16 protein-coding genes and 1 pseudogene are annotated in these 24617 nt (G+C 38.0%); 2 read left to right on the forward strand and 15 right to left on the reverse strand.

Going from position 1 to position 24617, the window contains the following annotated elements:
- Positions 1-9 precede the first annotated feature (9 nt).
- From ALT761_RS16420 to ALT761_RS20960, 15 genes are all read right to left on the reverse strand, one after another.
- Positions 10-1668 carry a cyclic peptide export ABC transporter gene (locus tag ALT761_RS16420; protein WP_129740006.1) on the reverse strand — a complete coding sequence of 553 codons (1659 nt, stop codon included), beginning with the start codon at positions 1666-1668 and terminating at the stop codon, positions 10-12.
- A gap of 27 nt (positions 1669-1695) precedes the next feature.
- Complete coding sequence (locus ALT761_RS16425; protein ID WP_129740007.1) at positions 1696-4878, reverse strand: non-ribosomal peptide synthetase; 3183 nt, start codon at positions 4876-4878, stop codon at positions 1696-1698.
- A 38-nt stretch (positions 4879-4916) separates the two neighbouring features.
- On the reverse strand, positions 4917-5789 hold the full coding sequence (locus ALT761_RS16430; RefSeq protein WP_129740008.1) for a nicotianamine synthase family protein: 873 nt from the start codon (positions 5787-5789) through the stop codon (positions 4917-4919).
- A 227-nt stretch (positions 5790-6016) separates the two neighbouring features.
- Positions 6017-8311, reverse strand: a complete 2295-nt coding sequence (locus ALT761_RS16435) for a M20/M25/M40 family metallo-hydrolase (RefSeq protein ID WP_129740009.1) — start codon at positions 8309-8311, stop codon at positions 6017-6019.
- A gap of 168 nt (positions 8312-8479) precedes the next feature.
- A complete protein-coding gene (locus ALT761_RS16440; RefSeq protein WP_129740010.1) occupies positions 8480-9859 on the reverse strand; it encodes a hypothetical protein in 1380 nt (459 codons plus the stop codon).
- Between the two features lie 118 nt (positions 9860-9977).
- Positions 9978-12407 carry an ABC transporter permease gene (locus tag ALT761_RS16445; RefSeq protein WP_129740011.1) on the reverse strand — a complete coding sequence of 810 codons (2430 nt, stop codon included), beginning with the start codon at positions 12405-12407 and terminating at the stop codon, positions 9978-9980.
- On the reverse strand, positions 12407-13114 hold the full coding sequence (locus tag ALT761_RS16450; protein WP_129740681.1) for an ABC transporter ATP-binding protein: 708 nt from the start codon (positions 13112-13114) through the stop codon (positions 12407-12409). Before ALT761_RS16450 ends, ALT761_RS16445 begins: the two co-directional genes overlap by 1 nt.
- A gap of 60 nt (positions 13115-13174) precedes the next feature.
- Positions 13175-14416, reverse strand: coding sequence for an efflux RND transporter periplasmic adaptor subunit (locus ALT761_RS16455; protein WP_129740012.1), 1242 nt, complete (start codon positions 14414-14416; stop codon positions 13175-13177).
- A gap of 71 nt (positions 14417-14487) precedes the next feature.
- Positions 14488-15420, reverse strand: a complete 933-nt coding sequence (locus ALT761_RS16460) for a 3-oxoacyl-[acyl-carrier-protein] synthase III C-terminal domain-containing protein (protein WP_129740013.1) — start codon at positions 15418-15420, stop codon at positions 14488-14490.
- A 38-nt stretch (positions 15421-15458) separates the two neighbouring features.
- Positions 15459-16739 carry a GNAT family N-acetyltransferase gene (locus tag ALT761_RS16465; protein ID WP_129740014.1) on the reverse strand — a complete coding sequence of 427 codons (1281 nt, stop codon included), beginning with the start codon at positions 16737-16739 and terminating at the stop codon, positions 15459-15461.
- A 75-nt stretch (positions 16740-16814) separates the two neighbouring features.
- Positions 16815-17252: a hypothetical protein gene (locus tag ALT761_RS16470; RefSeq protein ID WP_129740015.1), complete on the reverse strand. Its 438-nt coding sequence runs from the start codon at positions 17250-17252 to the stop codon at positions 16815-16817.
- Positions 17253-17270: 18 nt separating this feature from the next.
- Complete coding sequence (locus ALT761_RS16475) at positions 17271-18215, reverse strand: amidohydrolase family protein (protein WP_129740016.1); 945 nt, start codon at positions 18213-18215, stop codon at positions 17271-17273.
- Positions 18208-18465 carry an acyl carrier protein gene (locus ALT761_RS16480; RefSeq protein ID WP_129740017.1) on the reverse strand — a complete coding sequence of 86 codons (258 nt, stop codon included), beginning with the start codon at positions 18463-18465 and terminating at the stop codon, positions 18208-18210. The genes ALT761_RS16475 and ALT761_RS16480 overlap by 8 nt, the downstream gene beginning before the upstream one ends.
- Before the next feature lie 21 nt (positions 18466-18486).
- Positions 18487-19977, reverse strand: coding sequence for an AMP-binding protein (locus ALT761_RS16485; protein WP_172602910.1), 1491 nt, complete (start codon positions 19975-19977; stop codon positions 18487-18489).
- A 726-nt stretch (positions 19978-20703) separates the two neighbouring features.
- A complete protein-coding gene (locus ALT761_RS20960; protein WP_129740019.1) occupies positions 20704-21039 on the reverse strand; it encodes a DDE-type integrase/transposase/recombinase in 336 nt (111 codons plus the stop codon).
- Between the two features lie 419 nt (positions 21040-21458).
- On the opposite strand from ALT761_RS20960, the pseudogene ALT761_RS16495 reads away from it, so the two are divergent.
- A pseudogene (locus ALT761_RS16495) lies at positions 21459-22610 on the forward strand (IS30 family transposase).
- A 1087-nt stretch (positions 22611-23697) separates the two neighbouring features.
- Positions 23698-24486 carry a lipase family protein gene (locus ALT761_RS16500; protein ID WP_129740020.1) on the forward strand — a complete coding sequence of 263 codons (789 nt, stop codon included), beginning with the start codon at positions 23698-23700 and terminating at the stop codon, positions 24484-24486.
- Positions 24487-24617: the final 131 nt, after the last annotated feature.

A 24617-nucleotide genomic window follows, 5' to 3' on the forward strand; every position in this document is an offset into this window, starting at 1 on the left:
TTGTCATGACTATACCTCTACAACTGAAGACTGGTTATTTCTTAAAGTACAACCATCAACAATCGAGTGTATTGTGCCCCGCTCAAATTTGACAACCCTATCTGCACAGTCGAAATACCTCTCATCATGACTAATGACAAATATCGTTTTGCCTCTATCTTTTAAGTCCATTAAGAATTCGCGATAGAAAAACTCTCTAAACTCTGGATCTTGATCCGCTGCCCATTCATCAAAAATATAGATCTCTGAATCTTCGAAGTAAGCTAGTAGAAGTGCCAACCGTTTTCGTTGACCGTAAGAAAGTTTAGTCGTTAGTAAGCGACCATCTTTTATTTCAACTTTTCCAAAGAGACCTAACTTCGTCAGCATCTGTTCAACTTCTGCCGTATCAATAGCTGCTCCAGATTTATTAATAATTTCTTCGAATAAATAATAATCTTGAAAAATAGTAGAGAAATAATCATAGAATTTACTTAACGATTGTTTAGTAATTGCCTTGCCATTTACCCTAATCTCGCCAGCCGTAGGATAAAACAAACCAGAAAGTACTTTTGCAATCGTAGTTTTTCCTGAGCCATTTCCCCCTACCAAAAAGATCATCTCTCCTTTGCTAACAGATAGTGAAATTGGCCCAACAGAAAATGCGGAAGATTCAAACTCAGTTTTTGAATATGAAAATTCAACTGCATCATATTCTATCTTTTCAATACACTTAGCGGTTGATTCATGATGATACTCAGAACTCTCAATACCATTAACATCTAGTTGCAGGCTTGCAACCTTTTCTACGCTAACTTTTGCATTGTAAATACTTTGAAATGAATTCATCAAAACAGTTATCGGGCCAATCATATATAAAATTACCACGATGAAGTGCATCATTAGAGTAGCGGTAGCAACTGCAGAGGCTGTAGAAATAAAGATAAGAGCGCCTATACCAATAAAAACAACACCGTTGTTCCAGTTATTAGCCAAATTCCAAAATAATTCAGCTTTAATGGTAGTATCACGATACTCTTTGGCATGCTGACTTAAGCGATTGCCTAGAAATTCACTTTTTCTAGCTTTATTGAAATTCAGCTCTTTATATCCATCTATAATGCTCTTATAGCACTTAAAAAGTTCGTCTTGAATAATTCTTTTTTTTCTAAATTGGATTTCACCCCTATTGACTATCGAGAATTTTGAAATCACTAACGCAATGATAAGAAACATGGTGAAGATTAGGAATAAATTTATAGATAAAATGCCAAGATAAACCAAACCAGAGAAAACAATTGTAGCGTTAAATATATAATTGGGTAACAAAATAATTAAATCATGTATTGCTGCGATATCCGTTGTTAGCGCTGTATATAGCTTATCGTCTCCTAATTTCTGTAATTGCTGATAGTTAAGCGAAGAGATCTGCTTAACCATTTTTTCGCGAATTTCATAAAATACTTTTCCGCTTAATCTAGATAAAAGTATTTGAGACAGAAAGCCTACCGAGACCATGAATACCAAAGCCCCTGTATAGATTAAAACTGAATGAGTTAAGTTACCCGTTGTTTGAGCATATCTATTTATTAAGCTGAGTAGTCCTATATTTGCAACACCTGAAACGACACTAATCAAACTGATAAGCACCAGTTTTAATCTATTTTTTCTTATTGTTTCTTTAATCATCTGTTTGCTCTATTTTCTTTAGTACGCTCAAATAACAAGGCAGTTGGAATTCTCAGCATTCGGGACATTGGTAACCTCATCAATGAGTTCATTAATTTGCATCTGCTGCTCAATGTAATAACACTGCCTCACAATACTGTTATTTGAATACATCGTTTTTACATCCACCAGAATGCCAAAAGTAGTTTCTACTTTTGCAATAAATTTCATCAATTGCAGTGAGTTCACGCCCATAGAATATATATCCGTAGTCAAATCAATAGCGTGCCCTGGTATGATTTCTTGCCATAAACCCAATATCTGCATTTCAAACTTATTTAGTTGTTTAGGTGGTATCGGGTTACTGTGAACACCAAAAGGTTTGCTTGTTATGCTGATACTGGCTAACGCTAATTTGTCTACCTTCCCATTAAGTGTAAGAGGTATCGTTTTGATCAAATGGAACCTATCAGGGATCATGAATGCCGGTAATTTTTGAGTAAGATAATCGCGTACTTGCCTCAATAAGCTCTGTTCACTTTCGGATGATTCGACTTCTTTGACCAAAAATGCAATTATGCTTGAAATACCAGCACTATCGATCGCGATATAAACACTACAATCATTGACAAAATCCAACGCATTAATGTGTATTTCAATTTCACCTGGCTCAACCCTAAAGCCTCTCACTTTACATTGGGAGTCTGTTCGCCCTAGATATTCTAATTCTCCCGATTGGTTAACTTTGACTAGGTCACCTGTCTTATATACTTTACTTTCTCCCCAAGGGTTGTTGAGATACTTTTCAGCGGTTAACTCACTTCGATTTAAGTAGCCACGAGCAACTCCTAGCCCACCTAGCCACAGCTCGCCTTGAACACCAACAGGTACCAGAGAGTTTGTTACTGGGTTGACAACGTAAGCTAGAGTACCACTGATTGGCAGACCAATCGTATTGTTTCCTCCTGCTTTTCTCAATGCACACGTACTATAAGTTGTATCTTCTGATGGCCCATATAAATCATATACCTTAGGAATTCCAATTTGATACAGCTCGTCAACTATAGATTGTTTCAATAGCTCTCCAGCTAGGTTCACACACAACAAATTTGATGGTAACGCATTGAGTCTAAGAAGACTTTTGATTGCCGATGGTACAGTATTTATCAAGGTAAGTGCTTTACCAGAATATCCTTTAAGACTGAGAATATCGTCAACAATGACTACTTCGCCACCAACACTCAATGGTACAAACATTTCAAAAACCGACAAATCAAAGCAAATAGATGTTGAAGCTAGTACGCGACTTAATTCTTCTGTTGTGAAGTGCTTTCTCGCCCATGAAATGAGAGACATCATATTTTTATGCTCGATCATCACTCCTTTGGGGTTACCTGTCGAGCCAGAAGTATAAATAATATAAGCAAGTTGATAAGCGTTTATTAAAGTAAAATCTTGATTGTCGTTTATTTCTAACCCATCGGCCTTATCAACTTCATCAATCACAACAATGTTTTTAATAGCATATGGAAGAGCATTTACTAACGTAGAGTGAGTTAATACATGCTGGCAACGGGTATCTTTAAGTATGTAACTAATTCGATTTGCAGGATAACTAGGGTCAATAGGGACATACGCCCCCCCCGCTTTTAAAATAGCAATAACCGACACTAACATATCAATTGATCGGTCAAAAAATACGCCAACGAACTGTTCTGCTTCTACTCCCTTAGCTAATAAATGCTTGGCAAGTTGATTTGTTTTCTCTGATAAGTCTCGATAGGTCAGCTGCTCAGTACCACACGAAACGGCAATAGCACTTGGTGTATTCTTCACTTGTTCATTGAATAGTGATACAAAAGTAGACTGTTGAATCGAGTCAAAAGTCGAAACAACTTTACTCGTATTGGTTATTTGAAATCGACTTTGATTTACCAGTTCCACATCGCAAAGCGCTAATGTATTACAATCTTCACTTATGAGTTGTCTTACAATAGCTATGATGTTTTCCAACAACTCTTCTGCTTGCTTATCCCAAAAGTAATTCAAGTTAAAATCGAGATGAAGTTTTACATCTTGCTCTGGTCCGTAATCACACAACACAAAAGATAAAGGTAACTGTTCATGAGAATGGCTTAAAAAATGAGTTTCTACATGCTCATTGTCTATCGTTAATTTAAAATCTAATTTTTGATAATTAAAGTGAATATCAAAGAGTCTAGGTTGCGTTAATTTTCCTTCTTGTTTCAAATTACGCACAACATCACCTAAGGGAAATTGACTGTGACGTTGACTCTTTCTCTGCAAAATTGCGATTTCCGACATCATTGACGACACGCAATCATTTGCAACACATTTAATGTTTATGGCATTCACATTAACGAATGACCCAATAGTATTCTTTTCAAGTCTATTTCTGCGATTATGGACTGGGGTGCCAATAACTAAACTAGATAAGTTATATACACGGGTAAAATACAAATAAAGTGCCGTATAAAAAACGGTTACAAAACTCACACCATACTGAGAAGCTTTTTCTACAATTTGTTCGAATTCACTATAAGCAAATGAATTGGTCACTCGATTGCTCAAGCTCATCTCACTGCTTTGGGCTAACTCATATTTTCCAGTAAAAGGTAACTCTGCCACTTCAGCAAAACTATCCAACCAAAACGATAAATCTTTTTCATACTTGTTACTCAAATGGTAGTTTTTTGATGTTTCGATATAACTAGTGAAAGATGGATAGGGTGCTTGGTCATGGATTTGAATACGCTCGTTATAGGTGTGAAGAATTCTCTCCATCAGTAGGGTAAAACCCCATCCATCCATTATGACGTGGTGAGCTTTCGCATAATACCAATACTCATTGGGGGATATTTTTATCAATGCATCTTCAAACAAAGTACTATTTACAACAGTGAACGGATTTTTGAATAAAGTATTTATGGATTCAAGAGAAATTTCATGAGCATTCACATAATCTGAGAAATCATAGATCAGCATGGAAGGCAATTGGACGTTTTTTAATGCGCCTCTCATCTCTCCGTGCTCTTCCTCAATGCTTAAACCAATAGAGTCATTAGATTCAACGACATAATTTCTTGCTGCATTAAATAAGTCAGCATCAACTGCATTTAAATACTTTTGATAGCCTCCTATATTATTAACAGTATTGCCATATATCTTGCCTTCTAAAAGAATATCCTGCTGATTGGTTGTCAGTTTCACTTGCTGTTCTCTCGTAATCAATAAAGTGTCATTTGAACTTATGTCGAAGTGCGCGTTTTTTTAAGTAACATAGAAGATATTGTATCGTCGCTATTTCCGTCAGCTACCTTTACATCGTGAATATCGAACTTATCTAACATGTATTTAGAGGCAACTGCTGGTTCGTATATCACCTTACGTAATCCGAATGATGTTCTGCAAATAACTTCGCAAGCATCGGACATCGTATTGAAAATATTATTTAGTATTTCATCCTTGGGTTTAGCTAGCAATGCAATAATGATGACGTCGTATTCTGATACATCATATTGAGGGTTAGGTTGATGTATGACATTAATTTTGTACTTTAGATCAAACATATCTAATAGAACTTTAGAGCAATTAATGGCGTGCTCACAAACATCTATACAATCAATATCAATACCTAAATAATTGTGCAACCAAATCGCACTAATGGGCAGCGGGCCTGAGCCGATAAATAAAGCTTTGGAAATTTTTTCACCCTTCAGCATTGATGTCTCGCGTTGGAGTAACCGTTGAAATCGTGTATTTAAAGGGTAATCTCGAAAACTCTTAACTTGACCACTGTGTATCTTGTCGACAAAAATCTCTTCTAATGCAGTCTCCCAGGCACAATATGCGTTGTTGAGAATTTCTTCATTTTCCAAGCTACCTTGAACGCCATATGTAACTTCGTCAGCATAAGACGCATTAAAAATCTTTCTCTCAACATGATCTATAAGACCATCGAGGACAGCAAAATTTTCAATAGGCTCTGCAACTAGTTCTTTATTACTTTGAATAATATTTGCAGCAGCCTCGATGTGGAGATCAAATCCCTGAAGCTCATTAAAGTGAGGTTCTAGGACTAATTCTCCATTATTTTTAGAGTACTTTATTTCTACTTTCATTTTCCACTCCTTCGCGCTTCGAATAGTTGAATGTATTGCTTTTTGCTTATTTTTTGAGTTTGAAGTATCAAAACGCTTTCCATAAAAAATATCTATAAAAAAGCCGTTAACATCTAAAGTAATATGGTTGCCATTACCTACTTTAAAATTTTTCTACTTGCTACCCACTTTAATTACTACCTATGGAAGGAAAAACCGAGTAAGCACGTTGCTTACTCGGTAAAATCCTAAATTTTGATTCTGGAAATGATGTAACTTTCATCTCCTCCATGAATAGCTACACCATTGTTATCTCTTGCCTTTTGAATATCTCTAAGTGACTCAGGCACACGGCTAATACCTTTTGCCACGATAATTTCTACAGGCTCATCCTCCAGAAACTTAAAGCTTATTTCCTGTCCTATGCAAGATTCACCGATACAGTTAAACTGATCGTATTCACCATCACCAGTTGCGACATAGTCCAGAGTTTTACCGGCATAGGAAATTGACTGTAATTGAGCTTCTTTGGGGATGTAAAACAGAATATTCTGAGACGTGGTTTGTGATTCGATTTTAAAAGACACGTCCCTAGCATTTTCAGCAGATGTTTGTGCAACGGGGATAAGATTTATTGCGTCTAATTTCAAAGAATCAATTGAGGTAGTGTAGAACATGTTGCTGCTCCACGGGAAAATTTGATTTAGCTCTATGTTTTCTCCCATCACGGAATACACTTCATTCGATGCGGGGTAAGTTTTACTGCCTACAGCAATTCGAGCAGTATCATCGTCACCATTTTGTATATAGTACACATTCATGGCCAGTGGGCGTTCGCTCGTGTAAACAGGGGAGACTACCGACCACACAATTGTCGCTATACTGATAATGGCCAAGCTAACGAGGGAAGATTTAGTTAGATAAATATTTGAAATAGCCATGACTATGGGCGATACAGAACTAAATGCCATACCTAAAATCACGCCCATTACTACTGGGCCTAAGCCTGCAAAGCCAAGCATGATGTCTATGTAAAAGACAATCGGGAGTAGTACTAGTAATGCCACAATAGAAGACAAAGACAACGTAAATGGCAACGCCAACCCTTCATATTTTTTGACAATTGCTGGAAAACACAAAAGCAACAAGGTGGCTACGAGTGACGGGATAATAAATAAGAAACTTGCGCCTGGTACGAATAAAGATGTCAATATTGCTAAGATAGACCACGAAAACCATAGACCAACAAAATTTCCTATTATAGAACGATTGCGTCCGATCAGTGCGTAAACAACTGAGGTTGTCAAAAAGACCGTGGTCCAAAGCGCTAACCAATTCGCTAAGTGATTGCTATTCCAGGGTGTAGTGTATCCATTTATGAATATCATTATCATGTTAAGCAAATAAGCACCAGCGCCTGCGACAACCAAAGATAAAACGAAAGTTGTCAGCCCACTTACCACGCTACCCAAGCTAAACTGAGTTAATTTCCTAATGCGCCATGCCGCAAAAGTGAAAAGTATTGTTAACGATAAAGCTAGGAACAAAGAATAAGATTCTGGCCAACTAACAACTCCATATCCCAAGATATCAGTAAACACTAAATCTCCAGGTTTAGTCGTCGAAAAATCAAAATCCATCAGCAGAAGAAGAGTGTCATAAACATTGTCTCCATGATGCTGCAAACTCCCCATGTCTAATTTTTCTAAACTGTCGTTTGCAGTATGGTAGTTAGGTAGTTTTTCTGCGTACGCAAAATTCAAACCGAATACATCTGCACTATTATATAAAGTAAGGTCTGTATTATTAGGTAAAAATTTGTAAATTTCATCAAACATCGAGTTGGTAGTTGGCCTTCTCGCACTCTCACTGTATAAGTCAATTAGCCAACTATTGTTCCTACTTGTTTCGAACAGAATACTTTGTCCACTTGAACCCCGTGCTTCAATATTTATTGCTAGTTTGACATCATCAAAAAGAGGGTTTTGCTCAATAAAGCTATGCGCTCCCAAGAGACCAACTTCTTCACCCTCGTTAAAGAGAAAAATAACATCATTTTTAGCTGGCTCACTTTCTTTCAGCATCTGCGCTATCTCTAGTAGCGCTGCAACTGCTGAACCTGCATCACTAGCCCCTGGGGCAGCAGCAACAGAATCATAGTGCGCTGATAACAAAATTGTGCCTGTATTATGCGTACCTTTATGGTGAGTAATTAAATTTCTCACCCTAGCACATACGTAACGGTTATAATATCTGCAAGACACATCATCCTGCACTTCAACTTCATAACCCATAGCGGTTAACTGTTCAGATATACGCTTTTGAACATCTCTATTGGCTGGCGAGTCGACGGGATGAGGTGTTTCATCAGCTAAAACTTTATCTAATAATACCTTTGCTTCGACGGCTGAGAATCGGCCTTGTTCAGTATCTACTGGTGAGATAGGCTGCATACGAACTTGAACTATTATTGTGCATACAACCAAGACAGCAAAAAGCCATGTATAAGATAATTTATTGTTATGAGAAATGCTACTAGACACACTTCCTCCTTTATTTTAATTGGACTTCATTGCTAGTTTTGGTTTGCTCCTTTGTGAGGCGCTTTTTTGAATAGCAATGTTGAATTTATTTTTACACTATACAGCTATTGATAACTGAGCTTTACCAATACGTAATTATTTGGTTAACCCTACAAAGGGTTAGAATAGTTAACTTTCAACTTCAAACACTATTGTCTCTTGCGCGCCTCGTGCAGAATTTATCACACCATCTTCACATTCCTCGCCCATTAATCTAAGCCAACAGCCACCATAATCCCTGCCATAGCCAAATATTCCCCAAACAACATCGTAGAGGGAGAAGGCCTTATCCCCATAACCATAATATTTTAGCGACTCACAAAAAGACTGTACTAACCAACTCGAGTTATCGGCAATAGCGTTTTGGACAATTTTTTGCCACGCTTGATTCGTTTGAAATTTGCCGACATAAACATCATCGCCCTTTAAACCTTGCCCAATCTTAATAACGAATTCGTCTTTGTTGTTAACCAAAAGCTCTATCAAATTATATTGCCGACCTTTATATTCAACCTGCTTGTCTGAAATGACAGTGGTCCATGGAAGATATTTTTCAATACAGCGTTGCTCGTCTGGGGTAAAATTTGAATGCTCTATGTATTGGTATAAAATAGATAGCGAGCGCTTATCTCCAATAATCATGCAATATGGATTGTCTGGCCAGAATACTTGGTTTGCTAAATATGCCCGGTATAGCTCTTGTGGTACTTTAATGTTCTCATCTAAGTAATGTGTAGAGGTAATTGCACCGAGTTTTTTACCTTTAAAATATACGCTGTTTAATTGAAACGTGACGTCTTGGTAACTGTTTTCAACATATAAATTTCCGCGTAGACCATATTTTTCGAGAGCGGAATCAAAAAACACTTTGAGTGTGTCTTCAAGTTCGTTCTCATAAAAGACTCTATCTGTTACGAGAAGAATATCCACTTCACCAGAAAAATTAGCAAGTGACTGAACCTTTTTTACTAAAAAGTCAAAATAGAGATGCGGGATATTTCTGGAAAAGCATTCGTATTTGTTAAAAAACGAAGAAAGTCCTTCTTGATTTCTATATAACTGTTCTACCCATTGTATCTGCCAACCTCCAATGGTTGAGCCGACATTGACTTCCATTACTTTCAGTCCACTTTCAGTCCAAATAGCATCGATTCGCTGAGCAGATTCAACCATATCGATCTTTCCGTCTAAAAATAGAGAAGCAAGTATTTCAGGTATATTGAAAAATTCTGCTAAACGCTTTGGTTGTTGATTAAATTCAAGCTTCAGCGCTTTGTAAATCAATTTTGGAACTTCTGTCACACACTCATCAAGTATTTGCTTAGTTTCTTCATTGATAAAACAGGGCCATGAATTAAGCGGGTATTCATAATGCTGCAGCATTTTAGGTATATCAGCATTCGTTAAACTGATAGGCTCTAAGAATTGCTTATTTTCCTGAGCGAAGTAAGCAAACTCTTCTGCCACCGCTGAAAGCTGTGCATGATTTTTTATAATTTCGGGCTTCATTATTATTCTTAAGCTCTACATATCACCATTGTTTTTGTTCAAAGTTCGATAGGATGTACCAAACAATTTTAAACTGGGAAACAAAAGTAGTTAGTTATCAAAAATTCTCAATCGTCAATTAACTTTTTAATGCGTGATTAGGATCTAATTTACAGGCTCTTGACGCTGGCAACCATGACGCAGCTATACCAACAATAAATAAGGTAAATCCAACAATCGCAAACAGAACAGGTTCAAATGTCGATACGCCATAAATAACTGATTTTACAAATTCACCAATAAATACGGCCAATACTAGTCCAATAACTAGCCCCAACATTATTAAGATACTTCCCTGCTTCAAGAACATCGAACGAATGTCCGCAGGCTCAGCTCCTAGAGCGACACGAATCCCAATTTCTTTAACTCTTTGGCTAACCGAGAAAGCTAAAAGTCCACTGATACCAATTGCAGTAATAGCAAGAGCCAGCGCAGAAAACAATGACAACAACTGAGAAACCATTTTTGGTGAAGACACCTTCATCGAAATCGCTTCACTTAAGCTAATCACTTGATTAATAGGTTGTCCCGGATCATGCTTTGCCACCGCTGATTTAATTAAATTAGACACTGTATCTAGGGCTTGAGAAGATTTTACCATTAGGTTTAACGCTCCATTTGGAAACTGCATGTAACTCAAATAAATCTCTTCAGAAAAAGGTTGATCTGGAGACACTTGTTTAACATCGCTAACAACCCCCACTATGGTTACCCAAGATTTGCCTTGGTCAAATGAAATACGCTTATTGATTGGGCTATTTGACGGCCAATGCTTTTGCATAACTGATTCACTTATCAAAGCAACATCCAAGTTATTCTCGTCATCATCTGATCTGAAAAAGCGTCCTGCAATAAGCTCGATATCGAGCATCTGGAAATACTGACCACCCACCGTCCTAAAATTAATTCTTTCTCCACCTGAAAGACTCGTATTCACGCGGTCATCGAAAGTTACGTTTACATTACCTAATGAAGTGCCAAGACCATTTCCAAAAGGATAAGCTGTTGTGATTGCCACTTGCTCAATCCCATTGCTATTTTTTAAATCAGTCTGAATTTGCCTGGTTAAGTTTCGAATAGAATTATTTTCATATTTTGACCAGTTTAAAGGAATGGTAGCAACTGTTATATTGTCGCTTTCAAACCCTAAATCGATGGACTGTAAAGAAAGGTAACTCTTAATCACAAGCCCTGCAGTTGAGAGTAATAAAAACGCAATCGCTACCTGACTAATGATAAGCCCTTTTCTAACATTTTGTTTTTGGCGGCTCATGGTAGCGTGCGTACCACCTTCTTTTAGTGGTGTTAAAATGTCTTCTTTACCTAAGGCAGGAATAAGTCCAACGATTACGCCCGTTAATAGGGATATTCCCAAGTTAAACAATAATACATCTTTATTGATAGCAATTTCCTTAGCTCTTGGTGAAAACTGTTCAACAAACGCAATCAAAAAGTCCAGCGAATAAAAAGCAATCAGCAATCCTAATAGCCCACCTATCAAAGAAAGTATCAAGCTTTCACATAATAACTGCCGCACTATATTCCATTTACTAGATCCAAGAGCAGCCTTAATTGCGAGTTCTTTTTGCCGTTTCGATTGTTGTGCGAGGGACAAATTAATGACATTAGTACAAGTGATCAACAACACCAGCAAGGTGGTAGCAATTAAAATATAAAGTGATGGTTTTATATCTTTTGTCAGCTCTTCTTTCAGTGAATAAGCTCTGGTTCTCATTCCTGCGTCATCGGGGTAACTTTGTTGATGCTCCTTGTGCATTCGACTGGCAATTGTACCTACTTCCGTATTCACTTCGATTAAAGACTGATGTTTCCCTTTCCTCCCATATAATTTCATCATCCTTGAGTTTCGATTCTCAATAAAACCATCACTGCCTCTCGTTGGGCATCCCATTGTAGGCATATATATATCATTTGATTCAGGAAAATGTATGAATCGAGGCAAGATACCAATGATTCTATTGGCTTTGTCATTCATCTCGACTAATTGCCCAATAACATTCTCATCCCCCTTGTAGTGGTCTTGCCAAAAGTCATAACTCAGCATGATAACTGGCTCAGCATCTAAGCCATCATCCTGACTCACAAAGCTTCTTCCATAAAGTGGTTTGATTCCTAAGAAATCAAAGAAATTTGCAGAAACAACGCCTGTTCGAACCAATGCGGGTTCTTGGCCCATCATAAAAAAATACATAAAGTGATACTCTATATAATCTTCTATGTCTTTACTTTGATTGCGATAATCATTCACTTCAGCGACTGAGAATCCTGTGTTTTGTAGCCCCTTTTTTACTGCTTCTTGCCTTAATTCAACTATGTCATCACCTCTATCAAATGGTAAATCACGGAATAGAATGCTATTAACTGCCGAAAAAATCGCGGTGTTTGCGCCTATACCAAAAGCTAAAGTGAGGATGATGACGATATTTGAGCCAGGATTTGATAATAGGCGCTTAAACGAGTAGCGAATATCTCGTATTACCGCTTCCATTACACGTTCTCCAATGTTTTATCTGGATAGAGTTCAATATTTGACTCAGCCAGGTCGCCTACTATTTTGCCGTCAAACAGCTTAACAATTCTCTTAGCGTAGTCGGCATACCTACTATCATGCGTTACGATACAAATAGTCACACCTTCTTGATTCAACTCCTCAAGCAATTGCATCACGGCGTCACCATTTTTGGAGTCTAGATTCCCAGTTGGTTCATCAGCAAGTAAAATTGATGGTTTTCCCACTAACGCTCTTGCTACAGCAACTCGTTGCTGTTGGCCACCTGAAAGTTGCGAAGGTAAATGGTCAGCTCTTTTATCCATACCAACCTTAGCTAAACAAGCAATTACATTTGCTTCACGTTCCTCTTTTGGCATGTTACGAAAGGTTAGTGGAAGTTCAACATTTTGAAAAACAGTTAAATCGCCAATCAGATTGAAATCCTGAAAAATAAATCCAATTTCCCGATTTCTAATTTTAGCTCTTTGAGCGACGGACAAATTAGACACATCGAAATTATTTAAGATGAATTTTCCATTGGTTGGAGAATCTAATAGCCCAAGTATAGAAAGCAAAGTCGACTTGCCACATCCACTAGGGCCAGAAATAGATACATAATCGCCTTTATGTATCTCAAAATCGAAACCTGACAACGCGTGTGTTTCTAGCTTATCGGTATAGAAAATTTTATTAATATTTTCCATTTTGATAAGAAGGTTGGTACTGTTATTCACTTGATTCTCCCATTTAGGTTATAAACGCCCTTAATTCAATTGTATTTTTGGCGAGTTTGGCCATGACGTTGTATCCGATAACACAATTTGCTCTCCTTCATTTAGCCCTCTAATAACCTCGATGAATGAACTAGAAGCGCGACCTAGTTCAACCGAAGATAAAGACGCAACGCCATTTTCATCGACTTTGTAAAGTTTAGTTAAACCTAAAGCATCAACTTTGATTGGTTTTTCTATGTAAAGAGCACTTATGATTCGCTCAATTTCAATACTACCGTTTATCCTTAAGTTAGGCCGTAATGCTTTAGGTAAATCGCCATTTAAAGCTACATCTACTGTAACAGTGCCATTGATAACGGATGGATCAATTCTAATTACTTGACCTTCGAACGATGCATTTCCAGTCGTTAGCTTTACTGTTTGTCCAATGATGACCTCTCTTGCTTGACTTTCAACTACCTTCAACTGTGCTTTTAATTGATTTTGCTTCGTGACCAATGCCAAAATTTGCCCTTGCGCCACACCTTGACCTTCCTCAACCATTACCTCTTGTACTATACCTTCAATTCCGGCTCTGACATTCAAAGCATCTACTAACTCTTTTTGCAACGATACCTGCCTAGTTAACAAAGCTAACTCGGCTTCTTTTGCAACAACCTCTGACCGATGAACGGCCGGTAATCGCTCGAGTCGCTTCATTTCTATATCTAACTGTTCCCTATATAAAGCTTCCTCAAGCTTCGTTTTTTTATAACTCAAAATCGATACAATATTATTTTCGATTAACTTTTTTTCAGAGTCCATTTGAAGCGAAGCTATCTCATGCTTCATTTTATATGATGCAACAATAGACTGATAGCTATACAACTCATTTTGATTTTTTTCTTTCAGAGCTTTCAACTGAGCCTCAGCGAGCAAAAATCTCGACTTTGATTCATCATACTGTTGACTTAGCATGGGGTTACTCAGTTTCATTAACAACGTATCTGGCTCAACTAATGTTCCAGGCTGAGCTAAGATGCTTTCCACTCGAGCCTTTGAAATAGTTGGCACGAAGCGATTATCTATAGCTACGAGTGAACCAGTGCCACTTACAGTTCTGAGCATGTCACCACGTTTTACATGATCAATATAAACTGTATCCTTACTAATCTTAGGCAGTGCAGAATCCAAATTGAATAATGCAAAAAAGGTTGACACAACCATGATTGCACCGATTATCAGAACACCTTTTTTTTTACTTTTTGTGCCAGTTTTTCTTAGATAATCCATTATAAAAAGTCCTCAGTTTCATAAAACCTCCCTTAAGCGAATTCGATTTTGAAGTGCTCAAGTAAGCTCAGTTAGTTCGCTCTAATGACCATTGATGCCATGAAGCCTGGTGCATATGACTGCAATAAATACAAGGCTCCAGAGTGTGCTTCTTCATTTTTCAAATAATGTGCAAAATTAATCAAAGGATCCGAGCAAACACAATGAGCCATGTTCATTGCTGTACCATTGTAAACTTGCTCTTTTTTTAGTGACAATGTATCTGCACTAAACTGAGTTACGGGTTTGTAAAAGTTCGTTGTAAATACTTTAGTAATATCATTTATGGTAGCGCCTGACTTTGAAAGTACGTTCTGCGTAACTCGCTGCGAGAGTTGTTTTCTCGAATTAAAGTCATCCTTACCATTTGCTCCTTTAATGTCATATCCGTTTTCGTAGCACATTATTTGATGGAGAGCACTAGTAGAATGTCTTACAATGCACGAACTCACTGCGTCACTGATAACACCGAATGATTTAACTCTATCATCTTCAACCGATATTTGGTCAAAACTGATAACGAGTATATTTTTATAACTTTGGCATTGAATATACATCCTGGCTATATCTATTGCCGCCAATAACGACGTACATTCCTGTAATGTAACGGCAATTGGAATGGCCTGCTCAATGTTAAGCGTTTTGAGCATTTGGCAAACAAGGCTGGGCTCATGATGGATGTGGGCCAAGTTAGCCGAAGCAAATATTACCATATCCACAGGTTCATTCATCTGTGAAAATTCCTGCAAGGTCTTCTTTGCTGGAATAGTAATAAACTCATGCAACGAAAGGTCATTACGCAAGTAACTATTTGAGCCCAACAATTTCTTGTTTAATGGAATACTAACCGCCTTGAACTTTTCTTTAGCATTGGTTATTGATTCAATGTCTTCAACCCGATTACCACCTTCAAAATGAATCGCGCTTATACCTACTTGATGACTTTTATCAGTTGACCAATTCACAATTAACTCCGTGTTTATTAACTAAGAAAGTCGTGGCTTTATGAGCTTTGCTGTTTTTCATAAGCTTTCGCAATTCCATCATACATTTCGTAAAACAGGTCACAAGTTTTACGCACCACTTTTAACGCTTCTTGCTGCATACTAGCAGTTGTGCAAACGTCAGCAACTACACTAATTCCCTCTTTAACATGACCAACATCTTCTTTTTGATGCACAGAGAAAAAATAGAGGTCTTTTTCTGTGAGGTTATAAGTTTTTGGTAATAATTCGTGGCGAGCCTCACCAGCAGCTTCTTCAAGGTTTTGACCTTCACTTGCGATCATTACAGCTGCGCACCCCAAATGAAAGGTCATAGGATTTTTTACAAGATCCATTCGATAATCAATCAACTTCTGTGTACTCGGCAGCGCAACAACAGCATCTCTATCCTCATCACTTACACCGATAGCACGAATGAAATTTTGCATTAATTTAACGTGATTTCGGGTTTTCGAAAAGTGGCCAGTTTCTTCTTCAAATAGATTGTACAGCAATCGGCGCTTATGCTTGCCTTCTGGGCAGTGATAGTAAAGGGTTTCAATGTAATCAAGAAAGTGCTTTGTGAGCTGATAACCTTGAAGAGTCATCATTCTTAGCAATTGCCAATTTTGTTGACCATTAAGCACTTCAAGTATTAAAGGGTGTGTCATTGTTATCTTTGATTCGAGCTCAGTTCTGAGCAGTTTTTTAAAGGTTTCATTGTCCAAAAGCCCAGTACCGTTTTTCTCCCTCCCCTGAATCAAATGCTCAAGACGACAAATTAACAGGTTTGTTTCAGTATAAAGGTATAAGCCGGGATTTGATTTTCCTGCAACTCTTGCATAATCTTTTAATTCACCGAAAGGCTTAAATCCAATTGACTCCCAAAGCATATGGGCCTTAGAATTTTTTCTAACATCTACCGTTAACACGTCTATACCAGCGGCTTTTGCACGCTGAGCTATATTTAAAAAGGCATGTTTCATAATACCTTGTTTTTGGTAATCCGAACGAATAATGCCTTTTGAAACTTCTGCTGTATGCTCACAATTAGGCATTGAACTTTTAGTAAGTACTGCCATACCGATTATGTCAGGCCCTGAGAATATCGTGAACAATTCTATTTTATTTTTTGCTAATGAGTGATTGAGTTCGTCAACGATTTCTTTTCCACGCTGTTCAGAGATTTCTTCTTGGTAACCAATGATAGGTTCTGTTTTTAAGGTATCATTATATAAATCTATTATCATCTTCCCTTGTTCTTGGGTGATATTATTTAACCAACAAAAATCTGTACTCATGATTTACCCTGATTTCTTGTAGTGGCATTAACGCCAATTAATTTAAATTAAAAAAACTATGAGCGAACAGAAACATTAGACTGCTTCATTTTGCTCAAAATAATCAGACAAGTATTGCTGAGAATGCTGTTTAGTTGATGACAAAACGTGTTTTACATAGCTTTCTCTTTCGAACCAAATTATTTTAAGATCCCAAACACAAAACGACTCATCAACAGCTGGACGCCAATGTGAATCGTATCCAATAAAAACTTTAATAAAACACTCGTTTTCATTAGCCCAATAGCAGATAACCAGATAGTCTTCTCTTACACCTGAATGCCGAATACAAAAGCCGTATTTGCTATCGATGAAAGACTTTTCAGTTTTCAACATACTTTCCGCAAGTTGAAAGCCAGCTGAAAAAGTCGTCGGATTGACATTATCTCCGCTGTAAGAAATATCATATTGCTTAAGCACTGTATGGCCGAAATCTATATTTCCAGCATAAATTGTTTTTCGATCTTTATACACAATATTACCACCCAATGACTATTGGCGTTGACCAATTAACCTAAGTATATTTCCTGCCATTATATTTTTGATGTCCGTGTTATTTGCATCTCTTAGAGGTCCGTCATCGCTCATCAACCCTTCGATCATAGCGGAAAGTGACTCTTTCATTGAAAAGACTGGCCAATCGCTTCCAAAAATCACTTTATGATTGATTTTCAATCTAAACAAGTCATATAAATGTGACTTCCATCCATTTGGGTTCAAAACTGATGGAAAGCCGGAAAAATCCAAAAATACGTTGGGACGATATTGGCAAAGCAGTTTGGATTGTTCAACAAAATTAACGCCACCATGTGCTAAAATAAAATTGACCTTCGTAAAATCTTTTGCAGCTTGATCTATTAGGCTTGGAACAGCCATTTCAAAATTAAGAGTGGGAGATGTAGGTCCTGTATGTAAAAGTACAGGAAGACCATATTGCTGGCAAAGTTCATAAAAAGGATACAACCGCTTATCACTTGGTGAATATCCACACGGAGGATAAAGTTTCAATCCATCAAACTGATACTCTTTAATACAGTACTCAAAAAATTTTAATCCAGTCTGCCCCCACCTAGGATCAATTCCCTGAAATACAAAAAAGCGGTCTGGGTGGCGTTTTTTTGTTTCAAAATGCTGTTTAGCTAAATCTCTGTATGAAAAATCTGATTCGAAAATATAGGTAAAATCGGGTGCGAGCAACACTGTCTTTTCAATACCAGCATCATTCATTTGAGAAACTAGTTTATCACCATAATGATCATCATATTGCGACAACAACATCGACTTAATATTTTCACTATCAGTTTGGACTCCCTGTGCTGTTAGCGATGCGTTAATATTGCTTACTACTCCATCAAAAAAAGCACCAGGGATACATCGACTAGAAGATAAATGACAATGCCCATCTACAATCAGTTTCGGTCTTTTGATTTCACTCATTATTAACTAATAACCCGTCAATATATTCCGTTACGCTATTTATAGAAGGACATCCTAGCAACGCCTCTAATCGGGAAGTAAGTGAAAGATTAAACTCTTGCTCCATTAGCGTAACTAACATTATTACATTAATAGAGTTAAGCCCTAAATCCTCAACGAATCTAACATCGCCACTGAGCTCTTCTTCATACTCGCTTTCAGAGGAAACTTTACTCACCAGCTCAATCATTTTATCTAGAGTCTTATTCATTAATTTTAGCTCTCTGTAATTCTACTTACTTGATTCAATTCTATTTTCGAAGTTTGTATATATTGCTTTCCGATTTAATTTCAAATTGCGTGTCAGCATTTCATTTTCAATCGTAAAAATGGTATCCGTGAATACAAAATTTTGAATCTGCTGGTACGATTCAAGCGAGTAGTTAATCGCTTGAGCTTGCTCTAATATATTACTGCAAAATTCTTTGTCGGTATTAGGTACTACGATAACAGCATGCACTTTTTTAGTTTCTTTACTAATTACGACGACACTTTGTAAAACATCAACAATTAAATTTAGTCTTTTCTCAATCTGTTCAGGGTGGAACTTTATGCCTCCTGAAGTGACAATTATCTCTTTTTTTCGACCTATTAAAAACAAGAATCCACTTTCATTAAACTCACCTATGTCGCCTGTGGCAATTAAGCCAGAACCCAAATAAGTGTTTTTATTATCCTGGTCACTACATTCAAAATAGCCTCTTGAGAGCGGAAACGGTCTATCTATCAAAATTTCTTTGTCATCGGTCAACAGAACGTGATCGCGATTTATAGGCTTTCCAACTGAACCAATGCAATTTTCACTAAAAGTATTCCACGCAATCATCCCCGTTTCTGTCACTCCATAGGCCTCGAAAAGAGGTAATTCCCATTTTGAAAATGCTTGCAGAATATTGGTTCGAATGGGTGCCATTCCAGTAATCATGAATCGAACATTATTGCCTAAAAAGTTTGACACACTTTCTTTCGCATTTTCGTCCTGCAAATATAAGTGATAAATATTCTCATAAATTGCAGGTGGTGCAATAATAAACGTAGGACTTACCCTTCTCAACTCATTAAACACCACCGAAAAATGGCATAAAGCAATTGACGCCCCTGAATAAAGACAACCATAAACTGACAACCTTTGTTGATAATTTGATAAGGGTAAAAAAATTAGATGCTTGTCTTCATTGTTTAGGCTAAATGCGTTCACAAAATCGAGAACCAATCTTTCAGTACCTTGTGAACTTATCTCCAATCCTTTCAGGTAACCTGAAGTTCCGGAAGAGTAGACTCTTGTTAATAGATCACTTTGATTAGATCTTACAGCATTCGAATTCACTACTATAGGTTCACCACTAAGCGCCACATCCAACAGACAGACATGCTGCACTTGCTCAATGACATTTTTATTGTTAGTCACCCAAAGAGCTATTTGGTTTTCCCTCTCAAATTTTTTTATATTATCTAATTGAGACTCCTCTGGGAAAAAGTGAATGATTGAGCCAAGTTCAATTGTAGCTAAATCCCAAACCAATGCCTCATAACAATTTGGGCTCTGTAAACCTATAAAGTGTCCCTTCGAAATACCAGCTTTGGATAACCTACTAGCTAGATTACGCACATCTTCAACAAATTTATCAAACGTGACGAAAATTTGTTGACCACTACTCGACTTAGTATCAATTGTGCTATTAGAAAAAAGGAGAGCTCTTTCCAACAAATGAAGTTTTTTCAAATTTGTCACTTCCATTGATCGTATTATTTTTCTGCAAAAACCCTATCAGAAATAAAGTTATTGAGCAACACACGTCCCCTTAATTTTTACCCTTACATCTCACGCGTGAGATGTAAGGGTAAAAATTACTACTCATTTGATGTAAAGGAATCCGATATACTTCCAGAGAACTGTTAAACCCTATTAACCATACACCAGTTCAAGTACCCTAGGTGGCTACATTAAATTGTCACGTCCTGATAATCGAAGATGTTCTAGGATTATCCACTGTAAAGACTCGGAGCCAGCACGGATATCCGACTTACCTTTACAAAACCTACGAACTCATCAATTTTTGTGAAGGGAGTGTTTTAAAAATTACCTCTGACTTCTTATTTTCTATCGAGCAAAAATATAAATCCCGATATAACTCAATCACCCCAAAAAAAACTATAACACATTGATAAAATTGAACTATTAAATCTTCCCCAGTTAGTCACACAAAGATTATAACTCAGTTTCAGTGAAATATAAGACGAACTCAAAAATCTTATAGAGGCACCCCATCTATCGTCCACCAACACCTTCAATTCTGTCAAACTGCACTTAAGCTAAAACTAAAAACTACACTTATTGTTAAAACGCATATAATTAGCAAAATCAATTTTCACGTATTTCCGGGTCAGTTGTGGCACTTTGAACAGCCAGTCATGCTTCAAGCTAACGAAGAATCTTTCCACCACTGCATTATCCCAGCCCCACATCACCCATTCTGGCTCGTATACTATCGCTGTTTAGCCGGGTTCGATAATGCTTGCCAGTGTATTGTGAGCCTTTGTAGTTATGAAACACCAAGCCTTTAGGTGGTTGGCGCAGGTTATACGCTCTCATCATTGCTTTACTAACCAAGTCTATGGTCATGCGTTTATCAATCTGCCAGCCAACAATTCTGCGCGAGTATAGATCCATGACGATAGCTAAATACATCCAGCCTTCGCCTTTTTTCAAGTGCTTCACAACGCCGGCCCACACCAGATTTGGAGCGACTGGATTTAGATACTGATTTAATACATTGTCAGCCACAGCATCACTGTGTTTGCGCCTGGCAGTAACTTTATAGGCAACTCATTGCGTCACCACCAAGTTCCAGTTTAGCCATCAGCTTTTGTGTGTCTTAATCACTGATTGCGAAGCCCTCATTGTATAACCGAGTGCGCAGCTCTCGATAGTCCAGACTATTGCGGCATTGCTTAGATATCCCCTTCGCTGTGCGATATAAATACAGCTACTCTGTTTTAATTACGTTAGCCGGTTTAGTCAGCCAGACTTAGTAGGCCGAGCGACTGACATTCATGCGGTTGCAAAGCTGAGTGATAGGATACTCCGAAGCTACCTGTTTTATCTTTTCAAAACTTACTTTTCCTTGAGCAAAAGAGCGCCTGTAGATTCAAAAAACCAACGCAACAGATTTACTAAAAAACTGATTTGCGTGAATACTTTTGATGAAACGACCAAAACGAATTTTTACTCAGGGCGAGAAGGAACTTGTCTTTGATTTATGGAAATAAGGAGCAGACTTTAGTGATATCGGCAAATATTTTAGCTGCTGCGTCTGGAACTGTTTTACAGCATAAAGAGAAAACGGAGGGATTAACCCTCCTCGAGAACCACACGCACTAATCACCTTACTCAAAGTGAGCGTGAGGAAATCAGAGTCGCTTTGTCCGTTAAAATGTCGTTAAGAGCCATTGCTAAATTGCTTAACCGTTCTCCGTCAACCATATTAAGAGAAGTGGCAAGAAACCGCGGCAAGGCTACTACAAAGATGTCGATGCCGATAACAGGGGTGACCGTATGGCTAAGCTGTCTAAATCCGGAGTATTAGAGCAATTTCCGGAACTAAGGCGAATAGTGATATCCAAGCTCAGTTTAAGTAATCTACAGAGCAGATTTCTGGCTTGTTACGTTTGGAGTTATCGCGGAAAAAGTACATGCAGGTTTCGCATGAGACGATATATAAATCAATCAACGTTTGCTCTAAAAACATCATTCATTACCCTTACAGCCAGCATTTGCGAAAAAGCAGGCCAATGCGCCATAGCCGATTTCATCGACGAAGTGGAGATAGGAGTTTAACTAATATTGTGAATGGTATCTCTATCCATGAGCGCTCAAAGAATATCGACAATCGTAGAGCGTCGAGCATTGGGATGGTGATCTTTTATCAGGTCAAAAAACACCCACATTGCCACGCTTGTAGACAGGAGATCACGCTTAACCGTAATCCCAACACTGGTGGGAAAAGATGCTGAGTCTGTGTATACAGCATTGCCGGCTACTTTTAAGCAAATGCCCCGCCAATATCGTAAATCCTCGACTTTGGAGCGAGAAATGGATTAGCTAAACATGCTGAGTTAACAAAGGAAATTGTTATTCGGTTTACTTCTGTGCTCTTCAATGCCCATGGCAAAGAGGCGCTAATGAGAGTAACAACAACCTTATTCGCGAATACTTTCCCAAAAACAGATTTATCACCTCACTCTCAAGAAAGGCTGAATACTGTAGCTACCCAATTAAATGAGCGCCCGATGAAAACATTGAAATTTAAAGCATCGTCGCTCATGATTGAAAAGGGTGTTGCGATGATCACTTGACTCTTCACTGGCCTTTTTTAGTGTATCTTTTTCCATCCTTAACTCTTTATTTTCTTTGCGAAGACGGATCAGCTCGGCACACCCATCAGCGACAAGGCTTCACCAGACTGCTCTGCTTCAGACTTGGCTTTAAGTCATAAAGCAATTTGTCAATGACCCTAAAGAGGCGGCCGCCTTAGGCACGCTGTTGCCTCGCTCAGTCAGCAATGCGACTGCTTCTTACTTAAATTCGTTGGTATATATTCTTTTTTCATGCTGTTATTTTACACTTCGATGTCAGGATTATATTCCTTTATTTAAGTGTCCGGTCTGATTATAGCAGATCATTAGGGCCGCCCACGCAAACAAAACTAATATTACACGAAACAATTAAATGCCAAACCTGTGATATAACTTAACGGTAAGCATTTTTTCAGCTGAACTTGCAACCTGTATTTTAGGTGTTCCTGCTTGGATCCTTTTCGACGAATTCCTTATCAGTACTAACATCCACAAATATTTGAAACTTTTTTAGGCTTTAGTGTCTGTGTGTGCACAGCACGACTTGGCTTTCCATTCACCACATTTGCCCAGGTAAGATGCTTAGCATAAACATAGGTATTCACCGCTCATTTAACAATTTCTTTATCGAGGGCTTCCGCCAGGCGTCAACTTAGCCTTAGTCTGACGCCTCACTCACCGAAATTTTCGTTAGTAAACTTAAGATTAAGTGTTTCAAAAACTGTTTGTGCATAGGAGCATGCAAAGAATTTGCAAAGCCCCTTTAACCCTTCTAACTAACTGATATTAATACAATAAAACAGACACAAACTTTTCAAAATCCGTTGCCAGCAATGGCGTGGCGGTTCAAGTCCGCCCACTGGTACCATCTCTTTTCTTACCAATGAAAGAGATAACAATAAACCGACTTAAAGTCGGTTTTTTTGTGCCTTATAGGTAGCCCCACCCTGATGATAATGTACTCTGCCCTTTATTCTCGCCGTAATCCAACTGAAACATAAACACTATAACTTTATAGAATTCGAGTCATTGTGTGTGAATCTATTCTGTTCACAAAACAGAGCAAAGCGAGTTGATATAGTTTTCTATGAAAAAACTGAAACGCTATCAATACGAGCGATACGCCATTCTCTGCCAACTCTCCTATCCCGACGCTGAAGCGCACTACCGCCAAGTATTAAAGCCCTTTCACGAACGTCACTTGGTCGATAAATATGGCCGGATGAGCGTCAGGATCCTTTGGGTAGATAATAAAAAAGAAGCCATTGTGGTATTTAGGGGCTCGCTGGGACTAAAAGACTGGCTCGCAAATTTGGTATTTCTACCCACTAGAATTAAACAAGTCGATAAAAAGTTTTATGTACATTGGGGCTTTAGTCGACTACTTCATCAACCCATGTATTCAAGCACGAAGACGATTGACCAAGCACTGCCATTGCAAGAGCTTTTGGTTAAAGTACTAGAGCCTCTGCAAAATAAGGGTAAGCGTTTTACGTTTATAGGGCACTCTTCCGGTGGCGCAGTAGCCGTGCTGATGGCCGATTATTTCGAAAGAAAAAATACTAAAGCGGTTAAGCGTGTCGTAACCTTTGGCCAACCTGCAGTGGGCAGTCGCTCATGGTATAAAAACTATCTATTACATCACAAAACATACCGTATTTGCTGCGACTTAGACGTAGTAACATTTATGCCTCCTTTCCCTTTTTACTTTTGGCACGTGGGTAAAATGCTATGGCTGCACGACGATCAAATTTATGAAAACACGCCCACGCATAAGCGTTTTTTTAAATCGTTAAGTAGCTGGCTATTAAGACCTATTACCTACCATTACATGAGAAAATACATCAGAAATAAGTCTTTATTTGATGAGCATTAGTGTGTATTCACGCTATAGCGTTTTTGATGTGAAGGCCTAATTTAAAAAACAAAAAACCGACTTAACGTCGGTTTTTTGTTTAAAGTGTGCCGATAATACTATCGAACACCTTCATCGTACCTTCATTTTAC

The organism is Alteromonas sp. 76-1 (assembly GCF_900654235.1).
GTDB classification, from domain to species: domain Bacteria; phylum Pseudomonadota; class Gammaproteobacteria; order Enterobacterales; family Alteromonadaceae; genus Alteromonas; species Alteromonas naphthalenivorans.

Excerpts from the sequence above, each read along its gene's own strand:
- ALT761_RS16465 (WP_129740014.1), bottom strand. The coding sequence starts at position 16,739 with ATGAGTACAGATTTTTGTTGGTTAAATAATATCACCCAAGAACAAGGG.
- ALT761_RS16455 (WP_129740012.1), bottom strand. The coding sequence starts at position 14,416 with ATGGATTATCTAAGAAAAACTGGCACAAAAAGTAAAAAAAAAGGTGTT.
- ALT761_RS16500 (WP_129740020.1), top strand. The coding sequence starts at position 23,698 with ATGAAAAAACTGAAACGCTATCAATACGAGCGATACGCCATTCTCTGC.
- ALT761_RS16420 (WP_129740006.1), bottom strand. The coding sequence starts at position 1,668 with ATGATTAAAGAAACAATAAGAAAAAATAGATTAAAACTGGTGCTTATC.
- ALT761_RS16480 (WP_129740017.1), bottom strand. The coding sequence starts at position 18,465 with ATGAATAAGACTCTAGATAAAATGATTGAGCTGGTGAGTAAAGTTTCC.
- ALT761_RS16450 (WP_129740681.1), bottom strand. The coding sequence starts at position 13,114 with ATGGAAAATATTAATAAAATTTTCTATACCGATAAGCTAGAAACACAC.
- ALT761_RS16475 (WP_129740016.1), bottom strand. The coding sequence starts at position 18,215 with ATGAGTGAAATCAAAAGACCGAAACTGATTGTAGATGGGCATTGTCAT.
- ALT761_RS16440 (WP_129740010.1), bottom strand. The coding sequence starts at position 9,859 with ATGAAGCCCGAAATTATAAAAAATCATGCACAGCTTTCAGCGGTGGCA.
- ALT761_RS16430 (WP_129740008.1), bottom strand. The coding sequence starts at position 5,789 with ATGAAAGTAGAAATAAAGTACTCTAAAAATAATGGAGAATTAGTCCTA.
- ALT761_RS16445 (WP_129740011.1), bottom strand. The coding sequence starts at position 12,407 with ATGGAAGCGGTAATACGAGATATTCGCTACTCGTTTAAGCGCCTATTA.